We start from the raw sequence: 13,728 nt of genomic DNA on the forward strand, positions 1-13,728 counted from the left end.
AGGTGGGATGGTTGCTGGTTTACGACATGGCCTGTTCTCGCGGTGTAAAGCATCCGCTCTCGCGGACGAACAGGTATGTTGATGGCTGCGCCACACGGCCGCTACTCCTGTCCTCGCTGTGAGGACTCGGAGTTATCTTCCGTCGCGTATCCTCCGCCCCGTTACAGTCCGCGTTGGCTACCGACTCGCACGACGAGCAGACCTGCGGCCCACGTTCGACGCGGTTCGATTTCGTGTCGTCTCCACGCGGAAACATGTCTTCGAGGTGTTCCACCAGTCCTTTTTCAATACCACACCACCGCGCATTTCGCCGTCGTATTCGAGGGCGATACGCGAGTTAACGTACGAATGCCGACCGTTGACGTCGCCGACAGACAGGCATTTATGCGTCGCCGCGGCGGGAATCGCATGGGACGCGAGAAAGAGCGGATGCTCGCCGGCGAGGCGTACGACCCGACGGACCCGGAGCTCGTCGCGGACCGCCGACGCGCCGGCGACCGCTGCCGCCGGTACAACGCCACTACTGCCGCGGAGACCGACCGCCGGGAGCGGCTCCTCCGAGAGCTGTTCGGGGAGGTCGGCGGCGACGCGGTCGTCGAGCCGCCCGTCCGCTGCGACTACGGGTACAACGTCGGCGTGGGCGACGGCTTCTTCGCGAACTACGGCTGCGTCTTCTTGGACGCCGCGCCGATCGCGTTTGGCGAGCGCTGCCTGCTCGGGCCGGGCGTCCACGTCTATACCCCGACGCACCCGATCGACCCTGCCGAGCGCGCGACCGGTCGCGAGTTCGGGGACCCGGTCACCGTCGGCGACGACGTCTGGATCGGCGGGCGGGCGGTGCTCACGCCCGGCGTCGAGGTCGGTGACGGCGCGGTCGTCGCTGCCGGCGCCGTCGCCGTCGACGACGTGCCGGCGCGGACGGTGGTCGGCGGGAACCCGGCCGAGGTCATCCGGGAAATCGACGACGAGTGATCGTTACGGGGAGTCTACGGCGTCGGCCACGGCCGGCGCGGCGCTGACGACGCTACAGCCCCGCTCGACGGTGTCGCTGCCGACGATCCGGTCGACGCCGGCGGCGCGGAGCTTCGTCACGGCGTTGGCCGCGAGCACCGGGTGGACGCAGGCGGTCAGCACCCGCGCGGCGCCGCGGTCGGTGAGGACGGCCACCGACTCGCTCATCGTCGACCCGGTCGCGATGATGTCGTCGACGACGACCACGTCCCGGTCCGCCACCGGGGCGTCGGAGGGCGACACCGCGACGGCGCCCGTCTCGCGGTCGCGGTGCTTCTCGAAGTAGTCCGTCTCGCCGGCGCCGTAGGCGTCGCGGACGGTCGCGGCCACGTCGACCGCGCCCTCGTCGGGGGCGAGGAAGAGCGGGTCATCGAGGTCGGCGGGAAGGGGGTCCGCGAGGGCGGCCGCGGCGTCGACCGCCTCGACGGGCGCGTCGAAGAAGTCAGCGACGGCGCGTTCGTGGGGGTTGACGAGGACGACCCGGTCCGTCCCGGTCGAGATGGCCCTCGCCATCGCGCGGGCGGAGACCGGTTCGCCCTCACCGAACGACGCGTCCTGCCGCGCGTAGCCCATGTACGGGACCACCGTGGTCACATCCGTCGCGCCGGCCTCGCGGACGGCGTCCTGTAGCTGGAGCAGTTCGACCCACGCCTCGTCGGAGTCGGTCGCGGCGACGATCACGGCCTCGTCGGCGTCGAAGTCCGGCACGGCGGCGAGCCCCTCCCCGTCCGGGAACCGGTCGTAGGTGGGCGTCGCGAGCGCCCGGCCCGTCTCCTCGGCGAGCGCGGCCGCGAGCTGCTGCGAGCTGGACCCGGGTACGATCATGGGCGACCGTTCCGCGGACACCGGTAAACCAGTTTCCTTACCGCGCGGCCCCGCTCGGCGGTCTCGGTCTCCGGAACCCCCAGCGCCGTCGCGCGCCACGCGAGCGCGACCCACACCGGCCGCACAGGGGCGGATATTTACGGGCGCGGCGGGTACGAGCGCCCAATGAGCGACACCGAAGCCGGCGCGCGCGTCGGACTCCCCTGTCCGTCGTGTTCGCCCTCCGAGCCGACCGTCCACGAGGTCCTCAGTCCGGGCGGACAGGCTACCGTGCGCTGCACCGAGTGCGACCACACCCACAAGACCGAGATCCCCGAGGAGGAGACCGTCGCCGTCACGATCGTCGTCTCACAGGACGGCGAGTCGTTCACGACGACGATGGACGTGCCGGCCGAGGGCGACGTCGCCACCGGCGAGGAGTTCGTCGTCGACACCGACGACGCGCTGATGCAGGTGCGGATCACGGGGATCGAGCTCGGTCCCGAAGAGCGCGTCGAGGAGGCGGACGTCACCGACGTGGAGACGCTGTGGACGCGCGCGGTCGACAACGTCGCGGTCCCCGTCACGCTCCACCCGAAGGACGGCGAGGCGGACCAGACGCGCTCGCTGCGGGTGAACGTCCCCGGCGACTACGAGTTCACCGTCGACGAGACGGTGGAGTTCGGCGGGGAGGAGTTCACCGTCGAGGGGCTCCAGATCCGCGAGGACGCGCCCGAGTACCGTCACGAGAAGCTCGACCACCCCGGCGACCTCGCCTACGCGAAGGACCTCAAGCGGGTGTACGCCCGCGACGAGACGCTCACCGCGTGGTCCGCCTGGTAGGGCCGAGCGTCGTCGCGTCCCGGTAACACCGAGGAGCGCGATCCCGGCCCGCGGCGAACCTCGTACCAACATAAACAATTATGAAGGATACGCTCGTGTGTAGTGACGTGCCACCCGTAGTACACGACTGACGCACGCTCGACGGCGGGGACGGCGACCGGTCCCGGCGGTCCGAGCACGCGCGAGGCGACCGAGACCGAACCGGCGACCGACCAATCGGGTCCATCGACGAATCCGAACGCGGACGACGCGACCGAAGGCGCCGACGACCTGCCGACCGCCGCCGAGGCCGTCGCGCAGGCGGCGGCGACGTTCGACCCGTCGGACACCCAACGGATCGCGAACGGCACCGACCGCTGGAACGCGTACGCCGGCTCGTCGCAGTAACGGCGCGGCCGGATCCTTTTATTCGACGGCGCGACTACCGACGAGCGGCCGATGACGAACCACCGCTCCGAGCCGGACTCGGCACCCGGCGACGACGAGCCCTATGAGTACCGAGGCCGCTTCCGCGCGTTCCCCGAGCAGTCGGTCGACGCTTTTCGACCGGTGGCACGTCCGTAATGCCCCGCGGTCCGTCCCTCGAGACCAGCAGGGACGAACGGTTCGACCCTGCCGCCCACAGAGCTATCCCCGTGTAGTCTGTTACGGGACACGATGTCTACATCGAACAGCGCGGCCGCCGAGACCGGCGGGCGGACGTCAGCGAGGGATACGCAACTTCGGCTGTGGAACGCCGTCATGGCCGTCTTACACTTCCTACAGGGGGCAGCGATGGTCGCCCTCGCCGACCGGGTCCTGTGGCCGATCACGCGGACGAGATACGGCTTCGACCCCGGAACAGAGACTATCTTTCCGGAAACGGTCTCCTTCGTCGACGCGAACCTCCCCCTGCTCGTGGCGGGGTTCCTCTTCGTCTCCGCGTTCGCCCACGCGGCGATCGCGACCGTGCTGTACGACCGGTACGTCGCGTACCTCGACAGGGGGATGAACCCTTACCGCTGGTACGAGTACGCCGTGAGCGCCTCGCTGATGATCGTCGTCATCGGCATGCTGGCCGGGGTCTGGGACCTCGGAACGCTCACGGCGCTGTTCGGACTGGTCGCCGTGATGAACCTCTGTGGACTCCTGATGGAGCGGCGCAACGAGTCGACCGACGAGACGGACTGGACGCCGTTCTGGGTCGGCGTCGTCGCCGGTGTCGTGCCCTGGGTCGTCATCGCGATCACGTTCCTCGGCACGGTGACGGCCAGCAACGGGGAGTTCCCCACCTTCGTCATCTACATCTACGTCTCGATCTTCGTCTTCTTCAACCTCTTCACGCTGAACATGGCGCTCCAGTACCGGGAGGTGTCGCGGTGGAAAGACTACCTCTTCGGCGAGAAGGCGTACATCCTGTTGAGCCTCGTCGCGAAGTCCGCGTTGGCCTGGCAGGTGTACTTCGGGACCCTCAACTCCCCGATCTGACCGATTTCGGGGGGACTTCTGAGGAGCGCGCGTGGAGGTATGTGGGTCGGGAGCGTCGAGGCTGCCCGTCGGACGAGGACCCGGATCTCCCGAAAATGCGGTCGGAAGTGGACGCGAACGACCGAAAGCCGTGCTACGGCGGGGTCGTCTCGGCGACGGCGTTCGCGAGGAGATCGAGAAATTCGCTCTCGTACCCCTCGTCGACGTGATTCACGTTCCAGAGACCCGATTCCCGGATTTTGTCGCTCCGACTGTGCCGGCCGATCCAGTCGTCTCTCCGGGAGTCGATCGACCGCTTCTCGAAGTTGCTGAGGAGGGCGATGGCGTTCCGTTCGAGGCGCGCCCGATCGCTGTCCGCGCCGGGTTCGTCGTCGAGGTTCACCCAGAGGAACGGCTGTTCGCGGACGTAGGCGCTCACCCGCCGTTCGACGATGTACTCTTCAGAACGGACCTCCGACCGCTCGCGGTCGATCCCCGACCAGCGGTCGTCCCAGTCGGGATAGTCGTCGGAGAGGTCGTGCTTCTCGATCATCGCCTCACCGACGCGCTTGCGGTACACCGAACCGCGGTGCGCCCCTCCGTGTGGATGGCTGGCGCTCCCGTCACCGGTCCCGTAATGCTGTTTCAGTCGGTCCCAAAGCGACGTGCTGCTTCCCGCAGAAACGGCGTGTGTCCCGACCCGGGTGACGCGGAACTGGTCCGTCGAGTCCCGCGTTTCGCCCGGTTCGAGGAAGAAATAGACACCGCGCTCGGGCCAGTCCATGTAGCCGGTACAGTTCTTGAGCTTCCGTGTACCGCCAACTCGCTGGGCGAGGTCATCGAGTATGGTGTACAGACGGTCGAGGTCGGCCTGACGGACCATTCTTACCAAACGGCTCCCTCTCGCGGACAAAGAAGTTCATCACTCAGTACGGCGGATCGAGTGGGAAAACGGGTCGACGGTCCCGTGTGTCGGTCGAACCAACCGTTTTCACGTCGCCGCGCGATCTGACGCTCATGGATCACCGCTGTCCCGACTGCGGCGTCACGATGGAAGAGGTCGAGTTCAGCATGGGCGACGCTTGGAACGCACACGTCAGGACCGGCGAGGAGCGGTCAGGGCTCCTCGGAAAGCTCGGGATGAACGAGCGCAAGGAACTGACGACGGTGATGTGTCCCGAGTGCGGGCTGGTCCGCCACTACGCCGAGTTCGAGGAGTGACGCCGGAGGTCGGCTCTCGCGTTCGGTCGCGTCGCTGACCGCACGCGACCGACACCGGACAGTTCCGGTCGGGGCTTTATTCACCCCCGCGCCGGACGGAGACATATGGAGCCAGACCTGGACCGATTCACGTCTCGCCGGTCGACCGTGTACGGCCAGCGCGGCGTGGTGGCGACCAGCCAGCCGCTCGCCAGCGAGGCGGGCATCGAAGTGTTACGCGAGGGCGGCAACGCGTTCGACGCCGCGGTCGCGACCGCCGCCGCGCTCAACGTCGTCGAGCCCACCTCGACCGGGCTGGGCGGCGACGTGTTCGCGCTGTACCGGACCGCGGACGGCGAGGTCGGCGCGATGCGCTCCTGCGGCGGCGCCCCCGCGGACGCGACGATCGAAAACGTCCGGGCCGCGCTGGCGGAGGACGACGACGCGGACTCGTACTACCCCGACGACGGCGGCTACGCGGTCGACGACGCGGGCGAGGCCGGGATGCCCTTCTACGGCCCGCACGCGGTCACGGTCCCCGGGACGGCCCGCGGCTGGGAGGCGACCGTCGAGGAGCTGGGCCGGCTGAGCCTCGGGGACGCGCTCGCGCCGGCCATCCGCTACGCGACGGAGGGGTACCCGGTGTCGGAGGTGATCGCCTCCTACTGGGCGAGCGCCGACGCGCTGTTCACCGACGACCACGCCCGCGAGGCGTACCTGTTCGACGACGAGCCGCCGAGCGTCGGACAGACGGTGACGATGCCGCGGCTGGGCGAGTCGATGCGGACGATCGCGGAGGAGGGCGCGGACGTCGTCTACGAGGGCGAGATCGCCGAGGCGATCGCCGACGAGGTACAGTCGCAGGGCGGGTTCATGACCGTCGACGACCTCGCGGAGTTCGAGGTCGAGTGGCCCGACCCGGTGTCGACCACGTACAACGGCGCCGAGGTGTACGAACTGCCGCCGAACAACCAGGGGCTCATCGCGCTGGAGGCGCTCAACGTCGCCGCGGAGCTCGGCGCGGGCGAGCACGAGTACGACTCGCCGGAGCGCGTCCACTACTTCGCTGAAGCGATGAAACGCGCCTTCCACGACGGCCACCGCTACATCACCGACCCCGAGTACGAGGAGGTCCCGCCGCTGGCGTCGAGCGAGTGGGCGGAAGAGCGCGCCGCCGGCGTCGGCGCGACCGCCTCGCACGACGTCTCCTTCGGCGTGCCGAACGCGAACGCCGAGGACGCCGACACCGTCCTCCTCACGGTGGCCGACGAGGCGGGCAACGTCGTCTCCTACATCAACTCCCGGTTCGCCGGCTTCGGCTCCGGACTCGTCGCGGGCGACACCGGCATCGCGCTCCAGAACCGCGGCGCGTCGTTCTCGCTCGACCCCGAGCACCCGAACTCGCTCGAACCCGGCAAGCGGCCCTTCCACACGCTCATTCCGGGCGTGGTCCGGTTCGACGAGGACGACTGGGCGGCGTTCGGCGTGATGGGCGGGTACATGCAGCCGCAGGGCCACGTCCAGGTTATCTCGAACCTCGTCGACTACGATATGCCGCTCCAGCGCGCGCTCGACGAGCCGCGGTGGCGCTACCGCGAGAGCGGCGAACTGGCGCTCGAACCGCACTTCGACGGCGACGCCGCGGCCAAGCTCGTCCGGAAGGACCACGACGTGCGGACGCTCTCGCCGGTCATGTTCGGCGGCGCGCAGATCGCCCGGAACCGGAAGGGTGTTCTCTCGGCCGCGACCGAACCGCGGAAGGACGGCAACGCACAGGGGTACTGAGGGCGGCCGCAGTGGCCGCGGCATCCGCGGCACCGGCGTATTTATCAACAAAACAATACAAGCCGCTCTTTCGCGCTCGGCCGTCGATCAGCGAACGGTCGGTAGAGCGCACCTGTCTACGACAGGGAGGGCCTGATCGGTCCGAAATCGACCGGTGTCGTATTTGTGTCCGTGGATACACTTATAATGACTCGTATGGTATACGCTCACAGGATGACGCGAAGAATCCAGCGACGAGACGTACTCAGAGGCGCCGGTGCGGTCGGAATTGCGGCCGTCGCCGGCTGTTCGACGGAGAGCGGAGACGGGGGCGACGGCGACGACGGGGGCGACGGCTCCGACGGCTCCGACGGGATGGACGGCGGAGACGGCTCCGACGGGGGCGACGGCGGCGACGTCCCCGACGCCGTGATGGTCGTCGGCTTCCCGCAGTCGGGCATCCAGCTGTTCCGCGACTTCTACTCGGAGTTCGCGGACAGCGCGCCGGACTTAGACATCATCGTCCCCGACGGGCTGATCGACGGCGACCTCCCGAGCGAGGTCGACAACGCTATGAACAACGTCATCGGCACCGCGCCGTCCGCGGGCGGTCCCGGCGCGGAGTTCTTCACGTCGTCGTACGAGGAGGAGTACGGCGAGGCGCCCGGCGTGTTCACCGCGCAGGCGTACGACGCGATGGCGGTCGAGATCCTCGCGGCCACCGCCGCGGGCGAGAACGACGGCGAGGCGATCCGCGACCGCGTCCGGACCGTCGCCAATCCCGGCGGCGAGGAGTTCGGTCCGGCCGACCTCCCCGAGGCCGTCGAGACGGTCGCCGGCGGCGACCCGGTCCACTACGTGGGCGCGTCCTCCAGCGTTAACTTCGACGTCAACGGCGACGTGGCCACCGCCGCGTACGACATCACGGACTTCCAGGACGGCGAGCTGGTCACTCTCGACACCGTCGAGTTCGGGAACGACCTCACCGAGGAGGACCTGAACGCGACCGCCGAAGCCCCCGTGGGCGTCGACTCCTTCACCGCCCGGATCGGCGTGTTGATGCCGGAGACGGGCGACCTCGGGCCGCTCGGCGTCCCGATCCGCGACGGCGCGCTGCTCGCGGCCACGCAGGTCAACGACGCCGGCATCAACGTCGACGTCGAGACCCGCGTCGAGGACACCCAGACCGACCCGCAGGCCGGTATCTCGGGCGCGAACGCCCTCGTCAACGCGGGCTTCGGCGCGGTCGTCGGCCCGGCGTCGTCGAACGTCAACCTCCAGGTGGCCGACCAGGTGTTCATCCCGAACGGCGTCGTCGGCATCTCGCCGTCGTCGACCGACCCGGCCGTGACGGACTTAGACGACAACGGCTACATCTTCCGGACCGCGCCCTCCGACCTGCTTCAGGGGCCCGCGATGGCCGACCTCGCCGTCGGGGACACCGTCGGCGCCGAGAGCTCCGGGACGCTGTACCTCAACGACGCGTACGGCCAGTCGTTAGAGGAGTCGTACGTCAACGCGTTCGAGGAGCGCGACGGGACGATCGACGAGCGCGTCTCCTTCGAGCCGAATCAGGCGACGTACACCAGCCAGTGGTCGAGCGTGCTGAACCAGTAGAGCGTTCGGCCGAGCCTTTTCGGATTTTTCACACCATCTGAGCCGCGGCGCTCGGTAGCGTGAGCCGGTACGGTCGGGATGGGACTGCTATCCGTCTATGAGCCGGTGCGGTGGCGCGTGCCGGTGAGCGCCGCGCCGCGGCGCGAACCGCACGCGCGAGGGAGTCGCTGGCGGCGGCAGCCGCCAGCGACGAGGCTGGGGAGGCGTGGGGTGCCGTGCGGCTGCGGGCGGGCGGGACTCAAAGGGGCAGTTGCGAGGACGCAGTAGGCGTTCACGAGAGCATAGCTCTCGTGAGCCAATCAGAACGCTACGCGTTCTGATGACGATGTAAGCACCGCAGCGAGCAACGCGAGCGAGGAGCGCAACGAGCGTACTGCGTCCTCGCGACTGGGGCTTTGGAGGTCTTTGCCGCCGATCCACAGTCAGTTGTTTATAAGCGAGCGGCTGGGGCTTTGGAAGTCTTTGCCGCCGATCCACAGTCAGTTGTTTATAAGCGAGCGGCTGGGGCTTTGGAGGTCTTCGCCGCCGATCCACAGTCAGTTGTTTATAAGCGAGCGGCTGGGGCTTTGGAGGTCTTCGCCGCCGATCCACAGTCAGTTGTTTATAAGCGAGCGGCTGGGGCTTTGGAAGTCTTCGCCGCCGGTCTACCGTCAGGATCGGATAACTGGCTGCCGCCGGCACCGGGAAGCGAGCTACAGCCGATCGCTTCCTCGTCGGAAACCGATTATCCGCCTAAGAAGTCGCGCCGCACGTCCTCGTCGTTGAGCAGCACCTCGCCGCGGTCGGTGTAGCGGTTCTCGCCGTTCACCAGCACGTAGCCGCGGTCGCACCGCCGGAGCGCCTCCTTCGCGTTCTGCTCGACCATCAGCACCGCCGTCCCGCTGTCGTTGATCCGGTCGATCCGGTCGAACATATCGGAGACGAGGTCGGGCGCGAGCCCGGCTGACGGCTCGTCGAGCAGCAGCAGGTCGGGGTCGAGCATGAGCGCCCGCCCCATCGCGACCATCTGGCGCTGGCCGCCCGAGAGCGTCCCCGCCTTCTGATCCTTTCGCTCCCGGAGGATGGGGAAGCGGTCGTAGATCGTCTCGATCTGGTCTTCGGGCACCTCGTCGAGGATGTACGCGCCCATTTCGAGGTTCTCGCGGACGCTGAGTCCGGGGAACACGTTGTCGTTCTGCGGGACGAACCCGATCCCCTCGCGGATGATCTGCTCCGGCGCGAGCCCCTGGATCGGCTCTCCCTCGAACTCGACGGTGCCGCCCATGTGGGTCGTGAGTCCGAAGACGGTCTTCATCACGGTCGACTTCCCGGCCCCGTTGGGACCGACGATGGTCACGTACTCGCCGTCCGCGACGTCTAAGACCACGTCCGAGAGGATCTGGAGGTCGCCGTAGCCGGCGTCGAGGTCGCGGATCCGCAGTATCGCGTCGCCGTCGAGCGCGTGGGTCGTGCCGGCGTCCGCGCCGGTCTCGACCGTGTCCGGGTCGACGTCGACCGCGTCGGCCGCGCGCTCGGTCGTCGCGGAGGTCGCGTCCGCCGCGACATCGTCCTCGGAGGCGTCGGCGGTCATAGGTCCTCACCCAGGTACGCCTCGATGACCCGCTCGTCGTTCCGTATCTCGTCGCCGGTCCCCTCGGCGAGCACGCTGCCCTGATGCATGACGATGACGCGTTCGCAGTTGTTCATGATGACGTCCATGTCGTGTTCGACGAGCAGGAAGGTGTAGCCGTCCGCGCGCAGGTCGTGGATCCGGTCTAAGAGCTTCTCTTCGAGGGTCGGGTTGACCCCGGCGAGCGGCTCGTCGAGCAGCACCATCTCGGGGTCGGTCATCAGCGCGCGGGCCATCTCCAGCAGCTTCCGCTGGCCGCCGGAGAGGTTCCCCGCGTGCTCGTGCGCGAGGTGGTCGATCTCGAAGAACTCCAGCGTCTCCCACGCCCGCTCGCGGAGCGCGGTCTCCTCCTCGATCACCGCGCCGCGAAGCCCGGGCGTCACCGCCCGGATCGCGGACTCGCCGAGCTGTCCCTGCGGCGCGAGCATGAGGTTCTCTAGGACGGTCATCTCGGAGAGCTCCCGGGCGATCTGGAACGTCCGGACCAGTCCCTGACGCGCGATCTGGTGCGGCCTGAGTCCCGTGATGTCCTCGCCCTCGAAGTACACCTTCCCGGCGGTCGGCTGGTGGACGCCGGTGATACAGTTGAACGTGGTCGACTTTCCGGCGCCGTTCGGCCCGATGAGTCCGGTCAGCGACCCGGACTCGACCTCGAAGGAGGCGCCGTCGACGGCGGTGACGCCGCCGAACCGCTTCACCAGCCCCTCCACGCGGAGCGGCACCGTCGTGGGGGTGCGCTTGGCTGCCTCCTCCACGTCGCCGTCGTTCGCCTCCGCCTGCTGTGTGGACCCGTCCGCCGCGGCGACGGCGTCCGCCGCGCCGGCGTCGCCCGCGTCGCTCGGATCGGCGGCGTCGCCCGCGTCGCCCGCGTCGCTCGGATCGGGAGCGTCGCTACTCATCGCTCTCACCTCCGGCGGGCCGCTCGGAGAGGTCGACGGCGGCGGCCGTCTCGATCCGGTCGCCTAAGATCCCCTCCGGGCGCCGGTGGATGATGAACACCAAGACGAGCCCGAGGAAGACGAACTGGAGCGGTGCGACGTTGTCGCTCGCGTACGCGAGGAACGTCACCGGGTCCAGCGAGACGAGCGCGTCAGCGAACGACGGCGGCGTCTCGGCGTCGATGAACCCGCGGACGGCCCCGCCGACGCGCCGCGGTCCCTCGAACAGCACCGCGGCGAAGACGATGCCGCCGAGAACGGAGCCGGTGTTCGAGCCGGAGCCGCCGATGATCACCGCGATGAACACGTAGAAGGTCAGGAGGGGGCGGAACTGCGGCGTCGGCGAGACGTTGCCCTGACTGCCGAACCAGAGGATGCCGGCGAGTCCCATCAGCGCGCAGCCGATGACGAACACCTTGATCTTCACGAGGTTCACGTCCTTGCCGAGCGAGTTGGCGACGAGTTCGTCCTCGCGGATCGCCTTCATCGTCCGGCCGAACGGCGACCGGCCGAGGCGTTCCAAGAGGAGGTAGAAGCCGACCAGGAAGCCGGCGAGGACGACGATGTACCCCCAGCCGATGAGGATCGGATGGGAGATGCCGAGCCCGTCGGTTCCGAAGACGCCGAAGACGAGGTCCCCGAGCGCGGTCGGGTTCCCCGCCTGCCCGTCGACGAGGAACAGGCTGCGGACGGGGTTGTCCGGCATCCCCATCCCGCGGCCGCCGCCCGTCCCGGCGCCGATCGTGTCGCGCAGGAAGTTGTCGAACGTGCTCGACTGGAGCGACAGCCGGACGATCTCCGAGAGCCCGAGCGTCACGATGGCGAGGTAGTCGGCCTTGAGGCGCAGCGCCGGCAGGGCGGCGATCCCGCCGAGCAGCGCCGCCATCCCCATCCCGGCGACGATGCCGACCGGGAGCGGCAGCCCGAGTCCGGGCGGCCCGAAGGCGGGGTCGGGCGACCGGACGACCATCCCCATCGTGTACACGCCGACGGCCATGAAGCCGGCGACGCCGATGTTGAAGAGGCCGGTGTACCCCCACTGGAGGTTCAAGGCGAGCGCGGTGAGCGCGTAGACGAGACCGAGGAACGTCAGCGTCTCCATGAGCCCGACGACGCTGTTGAGACCGTCGGTGAAGGTCAAAAGCGTCGCGGCCGCGTAGATCGCGAGCAGCGTCCCGACTACGAGTCCGAGGTCGCTCTCTCGGGCGGCCTCGATCACCGCCGCCGTCGCGCTCTCGGGCGCGTCGGACGCGGACGCGTCGGCGTCGTCGGGGGCGTCGTCGTCGCTCATGTCGTACTCACCCCCCCGAACAGCCCCTCGGGACGCAACAGCAGCATCAGGATCATCACGGCGAACGCCGCCGCCTGGTTGAAGTCGGAGGGGATCCAGATCGTCGAGGTCGTGAACACGACGCCGATGACGAGTCCGCCGACGATGGCGCCGTAGACGGAGCCGATCCCGCCTAAGATTACGGCCGCGAAGATGAGGAGCAGGAGGAGCCAGCCGAAGTCGAACTGGATCGTCCCGCGGAGCAGGACGTAGAGGTAGCCGGACGCGCCCGCGAGCCCGCCGCCGATGATCCACGTGGCGGTGACGACGCGCTCGGCCGGGATTCCCGTGATGAGCGCGAGGTCCTTGTTGTCGGCCATCGCGCGCATCGCGGTCCCGAGCTTCGTGTGCTGGAGCATGCCGTGCATCGCGAGCATGAGTCCGAGCGCCGCGACGAGGATGGTGAGCTCGTGCGCGTTCACCGAGACGCCGAGGGGACCGAACGCCAGGTTCGACGCGTCGACGCTGGCGGTGATCCCCCGGCGGTCGGAGCCGTAGACGAACTGGAGCAGGTAGCGGACGATCAGCGCGGCCCCGATGGAGGCGATAAGCAGCGCGATCCCGTCGCGGTCCCGCATCGGCTTGTAGAAGGCTCGGTCGAGCGCCACCGCGAGCGCCGCGGTGACGACGAACGCCGCGACCAGTCCGACGAGGATGGCGGCGGGCGTCGTGAGGATGTGCGCGCCGATGTCGCCCGGCGAGGCGCTCCCGGCGTCGCGGAGGGTCAGCAACGCGCGGGCCGGCACGTCACCGAAGCCGGCGATCAGGAACGCGACGCCCCAGCCGGAGAACGCCCCGACGCTGACGAGGTCGCCGTGCGAGAAGTTCGCGAACGAGAGGATGCTGTACGTCATCGAGAGCCCGATGCCCGCCAGGCCGATCACCAGTCCGATTACGATTCCGCTCCAGAGGTTCGATCCGAGCTGGTCGACCGAGAGCGACCCCCCGATCGGGCCGAGACCGACCCCTCCGAGTTTCGCCGCGAGGTCGAGCAGAAGCAGACCGCCGAGGACGGCGACGAGGAGGAGCCCCGGCCGAGCCCGCGCGGAGTCGACGATCGACGAGTCAGTTGTTCCCATGTGTACGTCTCACTAAGGCAGGGTGAGTTACCGAGGGGTAAATAACTCGCTGTTCGGACAAAAAGTCGAACCTCAAAAACGCCTGAC

Annotated in this window: 12 protein-coding genes and 1 pseudogene; 6 read left to right on the forward strand and 7 right to left on the reverse strand. The window is 68.6% G+C overall.

All coding sequences use genetic code 11. The features are described from left to right. Nucleotides 1-19 precede the first annotated feature (19 nt). Nucleotides 20-324 (reverse strand): annotated as a pseudogene (locus KI388_RS15375) (zinc ribbon domain-containing protein); the annotation flags it as partial. A gap of 84 nt (nucleotides 325-408) precedes the next feature. Here KI388_RS15375 and KI388_RS09980 point away from each other — a divergent pair. Continuing rightward, nucleotides 409-972, forward strand: a complete 564-nt coding sequence (locus tag KI388_RS09980; RefSeq protein ID WP_215086491.1) for a maltose acetyltransferase domain-containing protein — start codon at nucleotides 409-411, stop codon at nucleotides 970-972. 3 nt (nucleotides 973-975) lie between these two features. Here KI388_RS09980 and prs read toward each other — a convergent pair whose 3' ends face one another. Next, entirely contained in the window at nucleotides 976-1,836 is an 861-nt protein-coding gene (prs, locus tag KI388_RS09985; RefSeq protein WP_215086492.1) for a ribose-phosphate diphosphokinase, read from the reverse strand. A gap of 165 nt (nucleotides 1,837-2,001) precedes the next feature. Between prs and KI388_RS09990 the strand changes: the two genes are divergently transcribed. After that, nucleotides 2,002-2,658: an HVO_0476 family zinc finger protein gene (locus KI388_RS09990; RefSeq protein WP_215086493.1), complete on the forward strand. Its 657-nt coding sequence runs from the start codon at nucleotides 2,002-2,004 to the stop codon at nucleotides 2,656-2,658. A 657-nt stretch (nucleotides 2,659-3,315) separates the two neighbouring features. Then, nucleotides 3,316-4,125 (forward strand): heliorhodopsin HeR, encoded by an 810-nt coding sequence (gene heR, locus KI388_RS09995; protein WP_215086494.1) that lies wholly within the window; start codon nucleotides 3,316-3,318, stop codon nucleotides 4,123-4,125. A 133-nt stretch (nucleotides 4,126-4,258) separates the two neighbouring features. Here heR and KI388_RS10000 read toward each other — a convergent pair whose 3' ends face one another. Next, nucleotides 4,259-4,987, reverse strand: coding sequence for a hypothetical protein (locus KI388_RS10000; RefSeq protein ID WP_215086495.1), 729 nt, complete (start codon nucleotides 4,985-4,987; stop codon nucleotides 4,259-4,261). A gap of 134 nt (nucleotides 4,988-5,121) precedes the next feature. Between KI388_RS10000 and KI388_RS10005 the strand changes: the two genes are divergently transcribed. From KI388_RS10005 to KI388_RS10015, 3 genes are all read left to right on the forward strand, one after another. Next, nucleotides 5,122-5,325, forward strand: a complete 204-nt coding sequence (locus tag KI388_RS10005; RefSeq protein WP_215086496.1) for a hypothetical protein — start codon at nucleotides 5,122-5,124, stop codon at nucleotides 5,323-5,325. Between the two features lie 105 nt (nucleotides 5,326-5,430). Beyond that, nucleotides 5,431-7,089 carry a gamma-glutamyltransferase family protein gene (locus KI388_RS10010; RefSeq protein ID WP_215086497.1) on the forward strand — a complete coding sequence of 553 codons (1,659 nt, stop codon included), beginning with the start codon at nucleotides 5,431-5,433 and terminating at the stop codon, nucleotides 7,087-7,089. Nucleotides 7,090-7,302: 213 nt separating this feature from the next. Continuing rightward, a complete protein-coding gene (locus tag KI388_RS10015; protein WP_215086498.1) occupies nucleotides 7,303-8,685 on the forward strand; it encodes an ABC transporter substrate-binding protein in 1,383 nt (460 codons plus the stop codon). A gap of 724 nt (nucleotides 8,686-9,409) precedes the next feature. On the opposite strand, the gene KI388_RS10020 is transcribed toward KI388_RS10015, so the two are convergent. The 4 genes from KI388_RS10020 to KI388_RS10035 are packed head-to-tail and all read right to left on the reverse strand — an operon-like array spanning nucleotide 9,410 to nucleotide 13,641. Then, complete coding sequence (locus tag KI388_RS10020; RefSeq protein WP_251133136.1) at nucleotides 9,410-10,255, reverse strand: ATP-binding cassette domain-containing protein; 846 nt, start codon at nucleotides 10,253-10,255, stop codon at nucleotides 9,410-9,412. Next, nucleotides 10,252-11,193 (reverse strand): ABC transporter ATP-binding protein, encoded by a 942-nt coding sequence (locus tag KI388_RS10025; RefSeq protein ID WP_215086499.1) that lies wholly within the window; start codon nucleotides 11,191-11,193, stop codon nucleotides 10,252-10,254. The genes KI388_RS10020 and KI388_RS10025 overlap by 4 nt, the downstream gene beginning before the upstream one ends. Beyond that, entirely contained in the window at nucleotides 11,186-12,523 is a 1,338-nt protein-coding gene (locus KI388_RS10030; protein ID WP_215086500.1) for a branched-chain amino acid ABC transporter permease, read from the reverse strand. Before KI388_RS10030 ends, KI388_RS10025 begins: the two co-directional genes overlap by 8 nt. Next, nucleotides 12,520-13,641: a branched-chain amino acid ABC transporter permease gene (locus KI388_RS10035; protein WP_215086501.1), complete on the reverse strand. Its 1,122-nt coding sequence runs from the start codon at nucleotides 13,639-13,641 to the stop codon at nucleotides 12,520-12,522. Before KI388_RS10035 ends, KI388_RS10030 begins: the two co-directional genes overlap by 4 nt. Between the last annotated feature and the right edge of the window lie 87 nt (nucleotides 13,642-13,728).

It is taken from the genome of Halorubrum sp. 2020YC2, assembly GCF_018623055.1.
Lineage (GTDB): Archaea > Halobacteriota > Halobacteria > Halobacteriales > Haloferacaceae > Halorubrum.

Excerpts from the sequence above, each read along its gene's own strand:
- KI388_RS09980 (WP_215086491.1), top strand. The coding sequence starts at position 409 with ATGGGACGCGAGAAAGAGCGGATGCTCGCCGGCGAGGCGTACGACCCG.
- prs (WP_215086492.1), bottom strand. The coding sequence starts at position 1,836 with ATGATCGTACCCGGGTCCAGCTCGCAGCAGCTCGCGGCCGCGCTCGCC.
- KI388_RS09990 (WP_215086493.1), top strand. The coding sequence starts at position 2,002 with ATGAGCGACACCGAAGCCGGCGCGCGCGTCGGACTCCCCTGTCCGTCG.
- heR (WP_215086494.1), top strand. The coding sequence starts at position 3,316 with ATGTCTACATCGAACAGCGCGGCCGCCGAGACCGGCGGGCGGACGTCA.
- KI388_RS10000 (WP_215086495.1), bottom strand. The coding sequence starts at position 4,987 with ATGGTCCGTCAGGCCGACCTCGACCGTCTGTACACCATACTCGATGAC.
- KI388_RS10005 (WP_215086496.1), top strand. The coding sequence starts at position 5,122 with ATGGATCACCGCTGTCCCGACTGCGGCGTCACGATGGAAGAGGTCGAG.
- KI388_RS10010 (WP_215086497.1), top strand. The coding sequence starts at position 5,431 with ATGGAGCCAGACCTGGACCGATTCACGTCTCGCCGGTCGACCGTGTAC.
- KI388_RS10015 (WP_215086498.1), top strand. The coding sequence starts at position 7,303 with ATGACGCGAAGAATCCAGCGACGAGACGTACTCAGAGGCGCCGGTGCG.
- KI388_RS10020 (WP_251133136.1), bottom strand. The coding sequence starts at position 10,255 with ATGACCGCCGACGCCTCCGAGGACGATGTCGCGGCGGACGCGACCTCC.
- KI388_RS10025 (WP_215086499.1), bottom strand. The coding sequence starts at position 11,193 with ATGAGTAGCGACGCTCCCGATCCGAGCGACGCGGGCGACGCGGGCGAC.
- KI388_RS10030 (WP_215086500.1), bottom strand. The coding sequence starts at position 12,523 with ATGAGCGACGACGACGCCCCCGACGACGCCGACGCGTCCGCGTCCGAC.
- KI388_RS10035 (WP_215086501.1), bottom strand. The coding sequence starts at position 13,641 with ATGGGAACAACTGACTCGTCGATCGTCGACTCCGCGCGGGCTCGGCCG.